This is a genomic window from Bradyrhizobium sp. in8p8 (assembly GCF_000426845.1).
GTDB lineage: Bacteria > Pseudomonadota > Alphaproteobacteria > Rhizobiales > Xanthobacteraceae > Bradyrhizobium > Bradyrhizobium japonicum_C.
Genome location: NZ_AUGD01000001.1, coordinates 723,385 through 738,302, shown reverse-complemented (window position 1 = coordinate 738,302; position 14,918 = coordinate 723,385). Strand labels below are relative to the sequence as shown.

At 64.1% G+C, this 14,918-nt stretch carries 17 protein-coding genes and 1 pseudogene; 7 read left to right on the top strand and 11 right to left on the bottom strand.

Annotated features, from left to right (window positions below; translation table 11 throughout):
• Positions 1 to 34 precede the first annotated feature (34 nt).
• From K408_RS0103530 to K408_RS0103505, 5 genes are all read right to left on the bottom strand, one after another.
• Entirely contained in the window at positions 35 to 568 is a 534-nt protein-coding gene (locus K408_RS0103530) for a hypothetical protein (protein ID WP_024337196.1), read from the bottom strand.
• A gap of 42 nt (positions 569 to 610) precedes the next feature.
• Entirely contained in the window at positions 611 to 1,063 is a 453-nt protein-coding gene (locus K408_RS41885) for a hypothetical protein (RefSeq protein WP_155248229.1), read from the bottom strand.
• Positions 1,060 to 1,404 carry a DUF1236 domain-containing protein gene (locus K408_RS0103520; protein ID WP_024337197.1) on the bottom strand — a complete coding sequence of 115 codons (345 nt, stop codon included), beginning with the start codon at positions 1,402 to 1,404 and terminating at the stop codon, positions 1,060 to 1,062. The genes K408_RS41885 and K408_RS0103520 overlap by 4 nt, the downstream gene beginning before the upstream one ends.
• 333 nt (positions 1,405 to 1,737) lie before the next feature.
• Positions 1,738 to 2,760 carry an LLM class flavin-dependent oxidoreductase gene (locus K408_RS0103510; RefSeq protein WP_024337199.1) on the bottom strand — a complete coding sequence of 341 codons (1,023 nt, stop codon included), beginning with the start codon at positions 2,758 to 2,760 and terminating at the stop codon, positions 1,738 to 1,740.
• Positions 2,761 to 2,790: 30 nt separating this feature from the next.
• Entirely contained in the window at positions 2,791 to 3,720 is a 930-nt protein-coding gene (locus tag K408_RS0103505; protein ID WP_024337200.1) for a LysR family transcriptional regulator, read from the bottom strand.
• Positions 3,721 to 3,839: 119 nt separating this feature from the next.
• Between K408_RS0103505 and styA the strand changes: the two genes are divergently transcribed.
• Positions 3,840 to 5,090 (top strand): styrene monooxygenase subunit StyA, encoded by a 1,251-nt coding sequence (gene styA / locus K408_RS0103500; protein ID WP_024337201.1) that lies wholly within the window; start codon positions 3,840 to 3,842, stop codon positions 5,088 to 5,090.
• A 24-nt stretch (positions 5,091 to 5,114) separates the two neighbouring features.
• The gene (styB, locus tag K408_RS0103495) at positions 5,115 to 5,600 is read left to right on the top strand and encodes a styrene monooxygenase NADH-dependent flavin reductase subunit StyB (RefSeq protein WP_024337202.1); all 486 of its coding nucleotides are present in this window, start codon (positions 5,115 to 5,117) and stop codon (positions 5,598 to 5,600) included.
• Positions 5,601 to 5,617: 17 nt separating this feature from the next.
• Here the strand turns inward: styB and K408_RS0103490 are convergent, their stop codons facing one another.
• Entirely contained in the window at positions 5,618 to 6,076 is a 459-nt protein-coding gene (locus K408_RS0103490) for a hypothetical protein (RefSeq protein WP_024337203.1), read from the bottom strand.
• Between the two features lie 371 nt (positions 6,077 to 6,447).
• On the opposite strand from K408_RS0103490, the gene K408_RS40915 reads away from it, so the two are divergent.
• A complete protein-coding gene (locus K408_RS40915) occupies positions 6,448 to 6,738 on the top strand; it encodes a DUF1330 domain-containing protein (RefSeq protein WP_080654830.1) in 291 nt (96 codons plus the stop codon).
• Between the two features lie 45 nt (positions 6,739 to 6,783).
• Here the strand turns inward: K408_RS40915 and K408_RS0103480 are convergent, their stop codons facing one another.
• Positions 6,784 to 7,446, bottom strand: coding sequence for a GrpB family protein (locus K408_RS0103480; protein WP_210163704.1), 663 nt, complete (start codon positions 7,444 to 7,446; stop codon positions 6,784 to 6,786).
• A 98-nt stretch (positions 7,447 to 7,544) separates the two neighbouring features.
• Here K408_RS0103480 and K408_RS37555 point away from each other — a divergent pair.
• Positions 7,545 to 7,830 (top strand): annotated as a pseudogene (locus K408_RS37555) (hypothetical protein); the annotation flags it as partial.
• Between the two features lie 137 nt (positions 7,831 to 7,967).
• Complete coding sequence (locus tag K408_RS0103470) at positions 7,968 to 8,555, top strand: GNAT family N-acetyltransferase (RefSeq protein WP_024337206.1); 588 nt, start codon at positions 7,968 to 7,970, stop codon at positions 8,553 to 8,555.
• A 218-nt stretch (positions 8,556 to 8,773) separates the two neighbouring features.
• Here the strand turns inward: K408_RS0103470 and K408_RS0103465 are convergent, their stop codons facing one another.
• The 3 genes from K408_RS0103465 to K408_RS0103455 form a co-directional block, all read right to left on the bottom strand.
• Positions 8,774 to 9,457, bottom strand: a complete 684-nt coding sequence (locus tag K408_RS0103465; RefSeq protein ID WP_028145792.1) for a class I SAM-dependent methyltransferase — start codon at positions 9,455 to 9,457, stop codon at positions 8,774 to 8,776.
• A 24-nt stretch (positions 9,458 to 9,481) separates the two neighbouring features.
• Positions 9,482 to 9,940 carry an Rrf2 family transcriptional regulator gene (locus K408_RS0103460; protein WP_024337207.1) on the bottom strand — a complete coding sequence of 153 codons (459 nt, stop codon included), beginning with the start codon at positions 9,938 to 9,940 and terminating at the stop codon, positions 9,482 to 9,484.
• Positions 9,941 to 10,153: 213 nt separating this feature from the next.
• On the bottom strand, positions 10,154 to 11,089 hold the full coding sequence (locus K408_RS0103455) for a LysR family transcriptional regulator (RefSeq protein WP_024337208.1): 936 nt from the start codon (positions 11,087 to 11,089) through the stop codon (positions 10,154 to 10,156).
• A gap of 107 nt (positions 11,090 to 11,196) precedes the next feature.
• Between K408_RS0103455 and K408_RS0103450 the strand changes: the two genes are divergently transcribed.
• Both K408_RS0103450 and K408_RS0103445 read left to right on the top strand, forming a co-directional pair.
• A complete protein-coding gene (locus K408_RS0103450; RefSeq protein WP_024337209.1) occupies positions 11,197 to 11,610 on the top strand; it encodes a hypothetical protein in 414 nt (137 codons plus the stop codon).
• 520 nt (positions 11,611 to 12,130) lie between these two features.
• The gene (locus tag K408_RS0103445) at positions 12,131 to 12,424 is read left to right on the top strand and encodes a hypothetical protein (RefSeq protein WP_024337210.1); all 294 of its coding nucleotides are present in this window, start codon (positions 12,131 to 12,133) and stop codon (positions 12,422 to 12,424) included.
• 15 nt (positions 12,425 to 12,439) lie between these two features.
• Here K408_RS0103445 and K408_RS0103440 read toward each other — a convergent pair whose 3' ends face one another.
• Complete coding sequence (locus K408_RS0103440) at positions 12,440 to 14,461, bottom strand: YgiQ family radical SAM protein (protein ID WP_024337211.1); 2,022 nt, start codon at positions 14,459 to 14,461, stop codon at positions 12,440 to 12,442.
• Between the last annotated feature and the right edge of the window lie 457 nt (positions 14,462 to 14,918).

The following is a 14,918-nucleotide window of genomic DNA, read 5'->3' as shown; positions in this document are numbered from 1 at the left end:
AAGGGAGCGGCACGCAGCCGCTCCCGGGATCGGACTAGTTCTTGTCCTTCTTCCACTCGTCCTTGTTATGGCCCTTGCCCTTCTCCATGCCTTTGTCGCTGGCATGACCGGCAGAGGAGCCTGCGGCGCCGACTGTCGAGCCGCTCTTGCCGTCACCGGCTGACGAGCCGCCGGTACCAACCGTCGACGCGGAGTTCGACCCCGAGCCCGCCGCGGAGCCGCCGGTGCCGACGCTGGATGAGCTCTTGCCGCCGCCAGCCGAGGAGCCGCCGGTCCCGAGCGTCGAAGCCGAGCCGCTGCCCGAGCCGGTGCCCGCCGCCGAACCACCGGTACCGACCGTCGAGCTGCTGGTGCCGCCGCCGGCCGACGAGCCGCCGGTGCCGAGCGTCGAAGCAGAACCGGAGCCGCTGCCGCCGGCAGAGGAGCCGCCGGTGCCAACGGTCGAGTTGCTGGTGCCGCCGCCCGCGGACGAGCCGCCGGTGCCGACCGTCGAGCTCGATTGCGCAACGGCGAGCGCGGTGCCGGCCAACAGCGCGGCCGCAGCCGCAGATAGCTTCAGTATCCTCATATCCGTTCCTCCAGTGGGTTTCCAAAAAAACAAACGCGCCAATCAGGCTCGGGATAAAGTGGCAATCGAGTAATCGTTCCTCATGCCGGACGCGGTGACGCGTCGATATTGTCGAGACGCAGTTCCGCGAGGCGCGAACCGCACTGCTTCATTCATCCACGGTTCACCCGCAATGAATGAGCGTGCTGCGTTGCCGCGCAGCGGCACCGGCAGCTCGCGGATGTGCGCCCCATCATCTACGACAGGAGGCGCGAAGACGATCCTCTCAGGCAACGTCCGTGCGGAGTGGATGCGAATGCTGGTGCGATCGATCAACCGGCCGGCGGCATGACCGCCAAGCAACGGCAAGCAGCGATCCAGTGGGCACGGCAGCGCCACCGCGAAACTGCCTTCAAGCAGCACAATGTGAACGACGCGGAAATCGGCACGACCGTGACATGAAGCCGGGACGAATGCGCGGCGGGCTGCTCGAGGCCCGCCGCGCATTAGGATCATTCCACCTCCTGAACGACCATGCGGGTCTGGGGATCGACCAGCATCACGCGGCTGCCCGAGTAGACGTAGCGATACTTGGTGAGCGAGGGACCCCAATCGCTCGGAACGGCCGCGAGCTCGACGTCGCGCGGCACCGGCGAGCCGACCACGATCTTCTCGCGCGTCTCGACCGGGCGGATCTTGTGCTCGGTGACGTACGACCGGATCCGGGTGCGATACTCCGGCTCGATCTGCACGGTGGCGCCGTGTCCCGCGCCGGTCGTCGTCGTCACAGTGGTTTGTGCCATCGCGCTCGTCGACACGAGCAAAGCGGCGGCCGAAATCAGCATGAGCTTCTTCATCGCATTCTCCCTCGCCGCGGCATGCGGCGCTGCGATGAACTCGCCATCGGCTTCGCCGTTCCGAGCGAGAGGGGAACGTTTGCCATTTTTTCCCGTTTACTCGACGGGAGCTGCGCATTGGAGGAGAGGAAAATGCCCGTACTGATTCTTTGGGCCGTGCCGGCCGTCCTCGTCATCGGCGGTGGCATCTATCTCATCGGCCACATGCAATGATGTGAAGAGCCCCGGTTTCCCGACAACGTTGGAAACCGGGGCTCCGCTCAGCGGAAAGCACGCTTCGGTGAAGCCGTTTGACTGACGGTCATTTCTTGCAAGGACAGCGGCCGATCGCGGCTACCGCCATCCGAGCGCCGGCGCCACCTGCGTCAGGATCGCCTCGATCGCGTGCGCGCAGTAATCCACGCCGAGCTGGTTCGGTATCGTCAACAGCAGCGTGTCGGCCTCGGCGATCGCTTCGTCCTGCCGCAATTGCTCGATCAGCACGTCCGGCTCCGCCGCATAACTCCGGCCGAAGATCGCGCGTGTCCGCGGGTCGATGAAGCCGATCTGGTCCTCGCCTCCGCGCTCCGAGCCGAAATAGGCGCGGTCGCGATCGTCCATCAGCGCGAAGATGCTGCGGCTGACCGAGACGCGCGGCTCGCGGCTGTGTCCGGCTTCTTTCCACGCGGCACGATAGGCGCGGATCTGCGCGGCCTGCTGCACGTGAAAGGCCTCGCCGGTCTCGTCATTCTTCAACGTCGAGCTCTGCAGGTTCATGCCGAGCCTGGCCGCCCACACCGCGGTGGCGTTCGAGCCGGCGCCCCACCAGATGCGTTCGCGCAGGCCTTGCGAATGCGGCTCGAGTCGCAGCAGTCCCGGCGGATTCGGAAACATCGGCTGCGGATTGGGCTCCGCAAAGCCTTCGCCCCGCAAGAGGTCGAGGAAGACCTCCGCATGGCGCCGGCCCATGTCGGCATCGCTCTGGCCGTCGGCCGGCCGGTAGCCGAAATAGCGCCAGCCGTCGATCACCTGCTCGGGCGAGCCGCGGCTGATGCCGAGCTGCAGCCGTCCGCCGGCGATGAGGTCGGCGCTGCCTGCGTCCTCCACCATGTAGAGCGGGTTCTCGTAACGCATGTCGATCACGGCGGTGCCGATCTCGATCCTGCTGGTCCTGGCGCCGACCGCGGCGAGCAGCGGAAAGGGCGAGGCGAGCTGCCGCGCGAAATGATGCACCCGGAAATAGGCGCCGTCGGCGCCGAGCTGCTCGGCCGCGACTGCAAGCTCGATGGACTGCAGCAGCGTGTCGCTGGCAGAGCGGGTCTGCGATTGCGGCGAGGGCGTCCAGTGGCCGAAGGAGAGGAATCCGATTTTCTTCATTGGCGTCATTTAATGACGGCCAGGACGGCGTCAACCGCCGGAAACGGCGGCACGGCCATGATATGGAGCCGGCGTAAAATGTTCGGCGCGCTCGACCAGCAGGTCCAGGAAGCTTCGGGCCCGCAACGACATCCAGCTCGTCTCCGGATAGACTGCATGCAGGGGCAGTGCCGCGATCGTGTAGTCAGGAAGCACATGCTCGAGCTCGCCGCTGCGAAGGCCCTCTGCCGCATTCCAGTCGGGCAGGATGGCGATGCCGAGATGATGCATCGTCGCCGCCTGCATCGCATCGGCATCGTCGACATGGATGGGCCCGTTGATCGTCGCGACGTGACGGCCATGCTCGGATTCGAAGGCCCATTGCTGGGCCGGTGACAGCCGTGAATAGACGATGCATTGGTGCGAGCCGAGGTCATCCGGCGTCCGCGGCAGCGGGCGGCCGTGCAGATAGGTCGGCGTCGCGACCAGGTAGCGCTGCACGGTGCCGAGCCGGCGGGCGACCAGCGTGCTCGCCTCCAGCTTTCCAATCCGCAGCGCCAGTTCGATGCCTTCTTCCACCAGATTGACGAACCGCTCGCTGAAGCGGATGTCCACCCGCACTTCCGGATAGTGCCGCACATATTCGGCGATGACGGGCATCATGAAGCGGCGGCCGAACGAGGATGGCACGCCGATCCGGAGCGTGCCGCTGGGGCGAGGGGCTGCCGCTTCGACGCTCGACCGTGCCATGTCGAAATTGTCGAGGATCTGCCGCGCGAGATCGTAGATGCGATGTGCCTCGGCCGTCGGCTTGAGCGTGCGCGTGGTGCGCGAGAACAGCTGCGTACCGAACTCGCTCTCCAGCATCGCGATGCGCTTGCTGATGGCGGGTTGGCCGATGCCGAGCTCCTTCGCCGCGGCCGAGAAGCTGCCGGCCTCGAGGGTGCGAACGAAAGCGCGAAGGCAATCGATGCGGTCCATAACTCATTCCGATCTGGAATAAATCATATCCCATATATTCCGTAGTGCGCAACACGGGCGGCGAGTAGGCTTTTTCAAAACAAGCCGTCACAGGGCAAGGAAACAGGGGAGGAGACCACGTGGCACGTAACGTCGGAATCGTCGGCGCCGGGATCGCCGGCCTGCATCTCGCGCTTTACCTGCAAAAACATGGCGTGGACGCCACCATCATCACCGACCGGCCGCCCGAGGACTATCGCAACATCCGGCTGCTCAACACCGTCGCGCATCACCACGTGACGCTCGCGCGCGAGGATTATCTCGGCGTCAATCACTGGCCCGATCCGAAAGACCATTACTATTACCACGACCATGTCTTCAATTTTCCGCAGCCGTTGAGCTTTCGCGGCGATTTCTCGAAGCCGAGCCGTGCAGTCGACTATCGGATCTATCTTCCGGCCTTGATGCAGGACTTCACCAGTCGCGGCGGCAAGATCGAATATCGCCGCATCGAGGAGCGCGACATCCGTCCGCTGGTCGCCCGCTTCGACCTGCTGGTGGTCTCGACCGGCAAGGGCCCGCTGGGCCAGCTCTTCACCTACCGTCCGGAGCACACGCCCTATTCGCAGCCGCAGCGGCGGCTCTGCGTCGGGCTCTACACCGGCGTGCGGCAGCCCGACTCGATGAACGTCACGCTGTCGGTCTCTCCCGGCCACGGTGAAATGATCGTGATTCCGACCGTCACCTTCGGCGGCATTGCCAGCGCGCTGCTGATGGAGAACGTGCCGGGCGGCGACATGGAGGAGCTTGCGACGCTCAGCTACGACGACGACCCGAAGCACTTCCTGAAGGTGTTGCTGGGCAAGCTGGAGAAGCATCACCCGACGACCTATGACCGTATCGACACCGCCCGCTTCGATCTCGCGCAGCCGCAGGACCTCCTGCAAGGCGGCGTGGTCCCGACCGTGCGCAACACGGTGGTGGAATTCGACGGCGGCAAATGCGCGATCGCGCTCGGCGACGTCCATGCGGTCGTCGATCCCATGATGGGTCAGGGCGCCAATGTCGCCTCCTATGCGGCCTTCGTCCTCGGCGAGGAGATCGTCAATGCGGACGCGCTCGATGCGCGACTGTGCGAGAAGATCGATCTGAAGCGGCAGGACCGTGTGCTCGCGGCCTCGCGCTGGACCAACGTGATGCTGCAGCCGCCGAGCGAAGCGCTGGGCATGCTGATCGGCGCGATGAGCCAGAATCCGGCGCTGGCGAACGAGTTCACCGAGAATTTCAACTACCCCGACCGGCAGTGGGACCGCATCTCGACGCCGCAGCGCATCCAGGCCTGGATCGAACGCATGTCGGCGCCGCCGGAGCCGGTCAGGGCGATCGCGTGAGGATCGATGCGGGCGGAAACTGAGATGCAGCGCGCCAATCCTGCTTCGTTCCGCGAGGCCGCCTCGCGCTTTGCGACCGGCGTCGCGGTGCTGACCGCGCTGGACGAGCACGGCCGCATCTGCGGCATGACCGCCAACAGCTTCGTCACCGTCAGCCTGTCGCCGCCGACCGTGCTGGTCTCGGTCATGCCGGGGCGGATGCACCGGGCGATCTCGGCGACCGGGCGCTATTGCGTGAATGTTCTGCCCGACCATGGCCGCGACCTGTCGCGGCATTTCGCCAGCCAGCCGAACGCGGGCGCTGATCCCGACTACGAGATCGTGGATGGCCTGCCGCGCCTGTTCGGCTGCATCGCCTATTTCGCCTGCGAGGTCACACGCCACGTCGATGTCAGCGACCACACGCTGATCATCGCCGAAGTCTCGGCTTGCGATCATCGCGACACCACGCCGCTGGTGTTCTTTTCCAGCCGGTACCATCGCGGAGCGGGGGTGCCGGTGGATCGGTGAGGGCTTTCGCGGCGCCTTCAGATCTCACAGCCGTTCAAATTCAGTGCCTTGAGCAGGCCACCGAACGCCTTGAGTCGACAGGACTTGGTCTCGCTCGCAATCCTCGCACGCTGAGCGTTGGTGGTTCGCTTGACAACACTTGCCTTCGGTTTCGGCTTCGGACGCTCGTCGCTTGCGACCGGCTTCGGCTTACTTCTTTGACGCACGTTCGGCGCTGGCGGGAGTGAGCTGATAAGCACGTCCTGAGCAGCGGAATTCTCGACCGAAACGGCCTCTGTCGGCATCGCGCCGCTGACAGCGACCTCGAGACGATCGGCCTTCGGCAACGGACTATGGGAAGCCGGGATGGTCAGGCTCTGCTCGGCAGGCGGCTGAAGTATCGTGACCGCGCGACGCGGTGGAGCGGTCAGCTCCATGGCGGACAGCACGCCCACACTTAGCAGAATGACGAGGCCCAACAACGCCATTCTCAGCATCACGCGCCTCCACCAAATTAGCGCCGCCAGGAATTCTTCGCGCCAATGAGGCAACTTTGCCGGCGGCCGCCGGCCCGCCGGCAATCATTTGCCGGCAGGGTTAACGTCGGAGGGCGCTTCCTCGTGGATTCAAGACTGCTAGGGGCTCACGTTACGTCCGAGAGGAGATGTGATCAGGTCCGGCTCAGACGACCGTTGGCCCCCGATCTGCGAATGGAGTGAAGGCCATCGTCACGTCCACTGTTCGAGGGAAACCAGACATCGCCTGTCCAATGGGCCGACAGCTGCTTTTGACCCATTGCGGACCTGAGACGGCCAGCTAATTGATTGGGCATGACCAACTCAAGACGGGTGCTGCGGGAGCTTTACAGGTGAAGGCTTATTTCGTCCTCGACATCACTGTGCATAACTATGGGCGGTTCAAAACGTATATCGAGGAAATCCCTGCGGTCATCGCGAGACATCACGGTAAGTATATCGTTCAGGGCGTCGAGCCCACGCCGCTCGAAGGCGAATGGAGGCATGAGAGACTTGTAGTTATCGAGTTTCCTAGTCGCGCAGATGCCGAAGCGTTGTTGAACGATCCTGAGGCGCAGCAACTTTTCGCAATTCGTCATGCCTCGACGACCGGCCGTCTGCTTCTCGCTGATGGGTGCACCTAGTCGTGGCGTCCGCAAAGGCTTATCGCTGACATTCAGGATGAATACTTACCGCTCGCCATGCCTTGTTTCAACACGATACCAAGCCACAGCGGCTTGTTCTGTTTCGGCAATGAAAGATTCTTTAGCATCCATGTAATTATCCCAAGACGTGGCTTCACCGGAGGTGATGCTGGCCTTGAGGCTGGAATATGCGGCAGCTTTCTCTGGATTGCTCCGTAAGAAGTCCCGAAAAGCAAGGTGGCGTTCGACATGCGGCGAGCCTTGCGTGAATACGTGGAGGTGGTGTGTCCGACGACCAGTCGCGTCGAACTTTCGAAAGTAACGGCGTCCTTCGATACCAAATTTCCCCATAACCTCATACCCGAGGTCGCCCATGCTTGCCGAATGCAGATCCAGCTCCCCGACGTCATCCACGACGCCGAGTATATCGATGATAGGCTTAGCCAGAATTCCCGGAATAGCGGTGCTACCGATATGGTGCAAAACAATCCGCACGTCACTTAGGGCGCTGCCAATAGCCTTTGCCTCTCGCTCAAAGGCAATTTCCCAATCGGGATTGTACGGGATAACGATAACGCTCATGCCAACAGTATGACGGCGCAGCGAAAGGACGGCAATGTCAGCTATTGGCCCAAAGCGCGTGTCGGGAAACTGCTGCGATTCGGCGGCCATTGGAGGGTAAGCAGACATCCGGCGAATAAACTGCAAATGGCGCTCCTGCCCCATCTCGGGAGTAGGCCCTAGTCCAGCAGCGGCCCGATATGCTTTGATGCGTCGGACTAGACCTCAGACGCATGGGTGGACCGATGTACATGTTCATTCGAAAGTACACCAAGGTTCCTTCGGTTGCGGATGCTGCTCTCCGCGCTAAGAGCGGCGTCGGTCAGATCCTGAGGGAATCGCCTGGATTCAGATCCTTTGTGTCCTGGATGGGGCAACGGCGTCGGTGTCGCCGTGATGATATTTGAGGACCGCGAGAGCGCGAATGCGGCGAACGGCAAGGTGGTGGATTTCGTTCAGGCAAGCCTGCATGACCTTCATCTTGGCACCTCCGATATTATCGCCGGGGAAGCTTTGGTGGATATAGAAGCTGTAATTGTTCGTAGATGCTACTCATCCTCTATACGCGAGCCACGGCGTCGAGAGGCGGCCGTAGCGCCCGGCCACTATCCTGTGCTCCATCTTAGAATGAATGTGGCCGACACCATCGACGACTTGGAGACGATATCATGAGCGCAAACTCGGAAATCAAATCTGCGGGCGCCAACATTCAGGCAAGCACTATCAGCACCATTGTACTTGGCTTTGCAGCCGATCCGATGGCGCGTTGGGTTTGGCCCGATTCATCCGAATATCTCAGGATTATGCCTCAGTTCGTCAAGGCATTTGGCGGACGGGCATTCGAGCATGGCACAGCTTACATCACAGAAGGGGCTCGCGCGGCCGCCCTGTGGCTGCCGCCCGGCGTCGAGCCCGACGAAATGGCCATGGACGCACTCATGGCGCAATCCCTGCGTCCGGAGATCGCCGATGATATTGGACACATGCTCCAGGGAATGGCCGAACATCATCCCCGCGAGCCCCATTGGTATCTGCCCCTCATTGCCTCCGATCCGAACTGGATCGGCCAAGGTCTCGGCACATTGTTGATGAAGCACGCTCTTCGACGATGCGACGAGGAGGGCATCGCCGCCTACCTCGAAAGTTCGAATCCGCGAAACATCTCCCTTTATAAACGCCACGGCTTCAAGATCATCGGCGAGATACAACATGGTACTTCGCCGACGATGACGCCAATGTTGCGGACAGCTTCTTGAACGGAATCAAATCTGTCGAAGAGAAGGGCTCGCAGCCGCCAATGACTGTTGACTTCCGCTTGTGGCCCTTTGCCGGCATACAGCAGCGAGCCGACGATGTCCGGTTGTGAGGTCAGAACCGGTGCGCCTGGTGACGTGCGCTAACGAAACGATGCCTGCATGATCCGGCCCGTCCGGCTTTGCACGAATGGCCGGCCTTTCGGTCAAGCCCTGCCGCCTCAGGCGTAAGCCACCCAGCCGCGGAAGGCGAAGCCCGTATAGAACAGCGTCGGGTCGGAGAAACCGGCCTCGCGCAGGATCGCCTCGTCCTGCGCGGGCGCCAGGATCTGCAGATGGTTGCTGACGGCATCCTTCGCGGCCGCGGCCTGGTCCGGCTCGACGCCGGATGAGGCCAGGAATGCGGAGTACCGCGCCAGCCACAGCGGACGTTCCTTCTCTCCGTCGGGCGCGCTCAGATGGGCGATCACGAACGGTGCGCGCGGCTTGAGCCGGCGGCGGACTTCCGAGGCGATGCGACGTCGTTCGGCGACATCGACGAAGTGCAGGGTCAACAGGCAGGTGGCCCCGTCAAACGGTCCCGGCGGGGCATCGTCGATATAGCCTTGATGAAAGCGAGCGCGTGATGCAAGTCCTCCCAGGGTCTGCTCTGCGAGCGCCAGCATCGCCGCGGACGGGTCGACGCCGTCGAAGCTCCAACCGGGATGCGCCTGCGCAAAGGCCTTGAGCTCCAGGCCCCCGCCGGCGCCGAGGACGAGCACCCGCCCACCGCTGGGGACGCTTTCGGCCAGCAGAATCGCCGCCATGGACTGCATCGCTTCATAGCCGGGCACGAAGCGCCGCGGCCCTTCGGTGTAGCGAGCCACGAATTGCGGATCCGAGAATGCGGCTTGAATGTCGGTCATGATGTTGTCCCGTGATGGAGCCGTTCACGCGCGGTGCGCGCTGATGTCGTGGATCTTTCGAGACCCGAGCCGCTTGCGCAGGTCCTCGCCGAGCATCGCCAGCGTCACTTCGCCGAGGCGCGACAGCAGCAGCGCCTCCGCATCGTGAAAGGCCTGGTCGAGCGCGGCATTGACGGCCTGCTCGACGAGGCAGCCGGGCGACTCCGTCCGGTTGCCCATCGCCAGCAGCGAGGGACTGCCAAGCGCGGCATAGACGTCGCGCAGCGTCACCTTCGAGAGGTCGCACGCAAGCCGCCAGCCGCCGCCATGCCCCTTCTCGGAGCGCACGTAACCGAGCTCGCGCAGACCGGCCATGATGCGCCGGATCACCACGGGGTTGGTGTCCATCGCCTTGGCCAGGGTCTCGGACGTGAATGGCCCCGGCTGCTGCGCCATGTGCAGCAGCACGTGCAGCACGCCGGAGAGGCGGGAATCTCGTTTCATGTAACTTTGTATGTTACATGATGGGGCAAAGTCAACCGGGCCTGAGCTGTCGCTCGCCAGGATGGTGCGGTGGTCAAATGGCGCGGTGAAACTCTGCCCGATCGGCGGGCGCCGCCCGGACCTCGCATTCGGGCCAGGAGGGGTCTTCGCCTGCCAATCCCAGAACCTGGCGCCAAGCTTCTTGCCGCCTGAATTCTGGTGACGACCGATGCTTCACACCGCCTTTTCGGTGAACGCGGCGGGAAGCGTGGCGAGGAACGACATGACGCGCTGCGTGCGCGGGGGCGGGCGGCGGTTGGAGGTGCGCAGCATCCATAGGGGTTCGGCAGACCCGCGCCAGGGCGCGAGCACTTCGACCAGCCGGCCGGCGCGAAGGTCTTCGTTGACGAGCCACGCTGGCCCCCATCCGATCCCAAACCCATTCGCGATCAAAGCGAGCGAAGCGTGCGCATCGTCGCAAATGTGCTTTGGCTTGGGCGTGACTCGAATGGGGTCTTTGCCGCGCGGGTCGGCGAAGCGCCAGGTGAGGATCTGACCGCTCGCGGGATTCCGGAAGCCGACGTGGTCGTGAGCGGAAAGCTCGTATGGAGTCGCCGGCGCGCCGCGCGCGTTCAGATAGGCAGGCGACGCGCAAGCGATCCAGGAGAACGTGCAAAGCCGCCGCGCCTGATGGCCGGGCGCACGGTCGAGGGGCCCCGAGCGGATCGCGACGTCGACGCCTTCCGCCGCGAGATCGAGAATCTCGTTGCGGAATTTGACCTCGATCTCGATTTCCGGCCGTTCCCGCAGGAACGCGGGCAGTCGCGGCAGGATGCAGGCCCGCGCGAACGAGGCCGGAGCAGTCACACGCACCCGCCCGCCATCGTCGCGCGCGACTTCGCCGAGCACGGATTGGACACGGGCGAGACTTTCGACCAACGCACGTCCCGCCGCCATCAGCCTGTCGCCCTCTTCGGTCAGCGCCAACGAGTGGGTGGAGCGATGCAAGAGCCGCAACCCGCGAGACTTCTCGAAGCGGGCGACAGCCTTGGACATTGCCGAGGTGGTCGTCCCCGCCCGCCGCGCGGCCTCGGCGAACGAGCCTGCCTCGACGACGCGGACGAAGGCGAGGAGACGCGAGACGTCGGGAGGCAAGGTCGTTGTGGACATGCGGTCCACATAATCATGGCTGCACAGTCACTACAAGAGTCGGTCCCGAACGGCTAAACCGGGATCGTCAGCGCGCATACTGCGGCGCTGGAAACGCGGGAAGTCCCATGAACCTCGTCGAAATCACCCTGCAAGCCCTTGACGCTGCCGAGCGCGCGATCTCCCCGGGCCAGCCTGTCTATATGCTCAATCTGCTGCGCTACCGCGCGTATGCTCGATACGAGGAGGGATTTGACGCCGCGCCCTGCTCGGGCCGCGAAGCCTATCATGAACGCTATAGGCCGGCATTCCGGCGTCTCGCGGCCGGCAAGCCGCTCGTGCGGATGTTTTCCGGGCCGGTCCTCACGAGCCTCGTCGGCTCGCCGAGCGAACGCTGGGACGAAGCGGCGATCAATGAATACGGCGATTTCACCACCTTCCGCTCGATCGTCGACACCGAGACTTACCGGCGCGAAGCCGCCCCTCATCGGCATGCGGCGCTGGAGGATTTCCGGCTGTTCGCGCTCGCTAAGGCGATGTGAGCGCATTGCGGCGACGGGCCTCTGCATTCGCCTGATCTGGGCGCGGGACCGGCAAAGCAAACAGGCCGTGGCGAATCCCACCGCGCTGGTCTGGCGGACGAACGGGCGATCTGGCTCGCCATCTCCTGCAGCCCCAGAACTGGCGAGCAAACAACTTGCACCGGACGCGGTGTGGAGCGCGAGGGCTTACGGAAGAAGAGGCATGCCCTCTTCACGCGTCCTGCAACGATGGCATCATGCGCCTGTTTTGCCCGACGGAGCAACGCCATTTCTGCCCGACGGGCCGAACGTGTGAGCGATGGCGATAAGCCGTTGATTCCGCTAGAGCCGGCTACTGTGCATGGGGTTGTTTTCGAACTCCTGGCTTTTGCCGGCCCGAAAGACCTGCCTCGCCAAGCCGATTTGTCACGGTGACGTCGCCGCGCGCGGGGACGACAATCCGCCGGGGCGATCGGCGTGGACTTCTTGCCCCTGACCTCGCGCCACGCCCGTTTCATTCGTCCATTTTTCGGAGGCCACCATGCAGGTTTACAATGTGGTCAAGTTCAAGGTGAAGTCCGGCGCAGAAGCCACTTTCCTCGATGCGCACCGAGACGGGAAGGCGAAATGGCCGGGCCTGGAGCACGGCGTCATCATCAGGACCGGCGATCGAACCTTCTGTCTCGTCGGCACCTGGGCCAGTCAGGATGCGCTGGTCGCCGCCCGATCGGCGATGATCAGGACCCTGGACAGTTTCAGGTCGGTGCTCGAGGACCAGGGCAACGGACGCGGCGTGACTGATGCGGTGTCAGGCGAGGTCGTGCTCGCGCTGTAGCAGGCGCAGCGCCCGCTACTTCATCACCCGCAGACCCTTGGTGGTGAACTTCTGCGTCTTGCCGCCGGGGCGAATGGGACGCCTGGTGCCGGCGGCCTTGCCGGTGCCGGGCGGCTGATGCGCGGGGACGAGCTGGTGCGGCTGCGAGCCGATCAGATCGCGGCGGCCCATCTCGATCAAGGCCTCGCGCAGCACCGGCCAATTGTCGGGATCGTGATAGCGCAGGAAGGCCTTGTGCAGGCGGCGCTGGCGCAGGCCCTTGATCGCCGCGACCTTGTCGCTGCCGCCGTGGCGGACGCCGCGCAGCGGGTTGACGCCGGTGTGGTACATCGCCGTCGCGGTCGCCATCGGCGAGGGCAGGAAGGTCTGAACCTGGTCGGCGCGATAGCGGTTCTTCTTCAGCCACAGCGCGAGGTTCATCATGTCCTCGTCGGTCGTGCCCGGATGTGCCGCGATGAAATAGGGGATCAGGTAATACTTCTTGCCTGCCCGCTCGGCCGCTTCATCGAACATCCGCTTGAACTTGTTGTACGCGCCGATGCCCGGCTTCATCATCTTGTCGAGCGGACCGCGCTCGGTATGTTCGGGCGCGATCTTGAGGTAACCGCCGACGTGATGGGTGACGAGCTCCCTGATGTATTCGGGGCTCTCCACCGCGAGGTCGTAGCGCACGCCCGAGGCGACCATCACCTTCTTGATGCCCTTGGTCTCGCGCACCTTGCGATAGAGCCGGATCAGGTCGTCATGCGAGGTGTTGAGGTTCGGGCAGATCTCCGGGAAGACGCAGGACGGGCGCCGGCACGCCGCCTCGACCTTCGGATCCTTGCACGCCATCCGGTACATGTTGGCGGTGGGGCCGCCGATGTCGGAGATGACGCCGGTGAAGCCGGGCGTCTTGTCGCGGATCTTCTCGATCTCGCGCAGGATCGATCCTTCCGACCTGTTCTGGATGATGCGGCCCTCGTGCTCGGTGATCGAGCAGAAGGTGCAGCCGCCGAAGCAGCCGCGCATGATCGTCACCGAGAAGCGGATCATCTCCCAGGCGGGGATGCGTGCATCGCCGTAGGACGGATGCGGCCCGCGCGCGTACGGCAGATCGTAGACCGCATCCATCTCCTCGGTGGTGAGGGGGATCGGCGGCGGGTTGAGCCAGAGATCGCGGTCGCCATGGCGCTGCACCAGCGGCCGCGCATTGCCGGGATTGCTCTCCCGGTGCAGCACGCGTGACGCGCGCGCATAGGCCTCGCGGTCCTGCTCGACCTGCTCCAGTGACGGCAGGCGGATCACGGTCGGCCCGCGTTGGCGCGACGCGCCTTCGTCGGCGGAATCGAGATCGTCGGCGTGCAGCTCGGTGTAATCGGGCGGGACCTTGCGGAACAGCGCGACACCCCTGATGTCGTCGAGTTCGCGCGGTGCCTCGCCGGCAGCGAGCCGCTGCGCCACTTCGACGACGGCGCGCTCGGCATTGCCGTAGAGCAGGAGGTCCGCCTTGGCGTCGGCCAGCACCGAGCGGCGCACCTTGTCGGACCAGTAATCGTAATGCGCGATCCGGCGCAGCGAGGCCTCGATGCCGCCCAGCACGATCGGCACGTCCTTGAACGCCTCGCGGCAGCGCTGCGCGTAGACGATGGTGCAGCGGTCCGGCCGCTTGCCGCCTTCGCCGCCGGCCGTGTAGGCATCGTCGCTGCGGATGCGGCGGTCCGCCGTGTAGCGGTTCACCATCGAGTCCATGTTGCCGCCGGTGACGCCGAAGAACACTCTTGGCTTGCCGAGCGCCCTGAACGGCTCGGCCGAGTGCCAGTCCGGTTGCGCGATGATGCCGACCCGGAACCCCTGCGCTTCCAGCAGCCGGCCGATGATCGCCATGCCGAAGCTTGGATGATCGACATAGGCATCCCCGGTCACCAGCACGATGTCGCAAGCGTCCCAGCCGAGCGCATCCATCTCGGCGCGGCTCATGGGGAGGAACGGTGCCGGCTTGGGCGGGCGCGCGTGAGCCATCAGCGGCTTTGCGGCGGTGATCATCTGGGTGTCCATGACGCTACGCATAGGACTCCGGGCGGCCGAATTCAACCGATCGGTGTGCCGGCGTCGATTTCGGGGTTCCGTCCGCGCACCGGCGCAGATCGATATCGGCCACAGGAACCAACCGCGTCCGCGAACATTCTGGTCGAGGGTTCGAGGCGGGCCCGGGTTGCGCGCGCCTCCGTTTCGGCGTCCGTGATGTCGCCTCTGGCGATGGGGGGAGCTGTGAGCACGGTCATAGAGAACTTGCTGTTACGGAAGCAGAAGCTCGTGGAACAGCTCGAAAAGGCGCCATCGGTCGAGGATCGCGACAAGATCGAGCGCCAGCTCGAGCAGATCAACACCGCGCTGGACTTTCTGGACGGACCGGGAGCGAAGGATGAGCGGTGACGGCGCTCAATCCATCTTCAGCGCTCTCGCATAGACCACGCCTGAACCAGCGACTTCGGCGGATCGAGCCTGAGCGAGG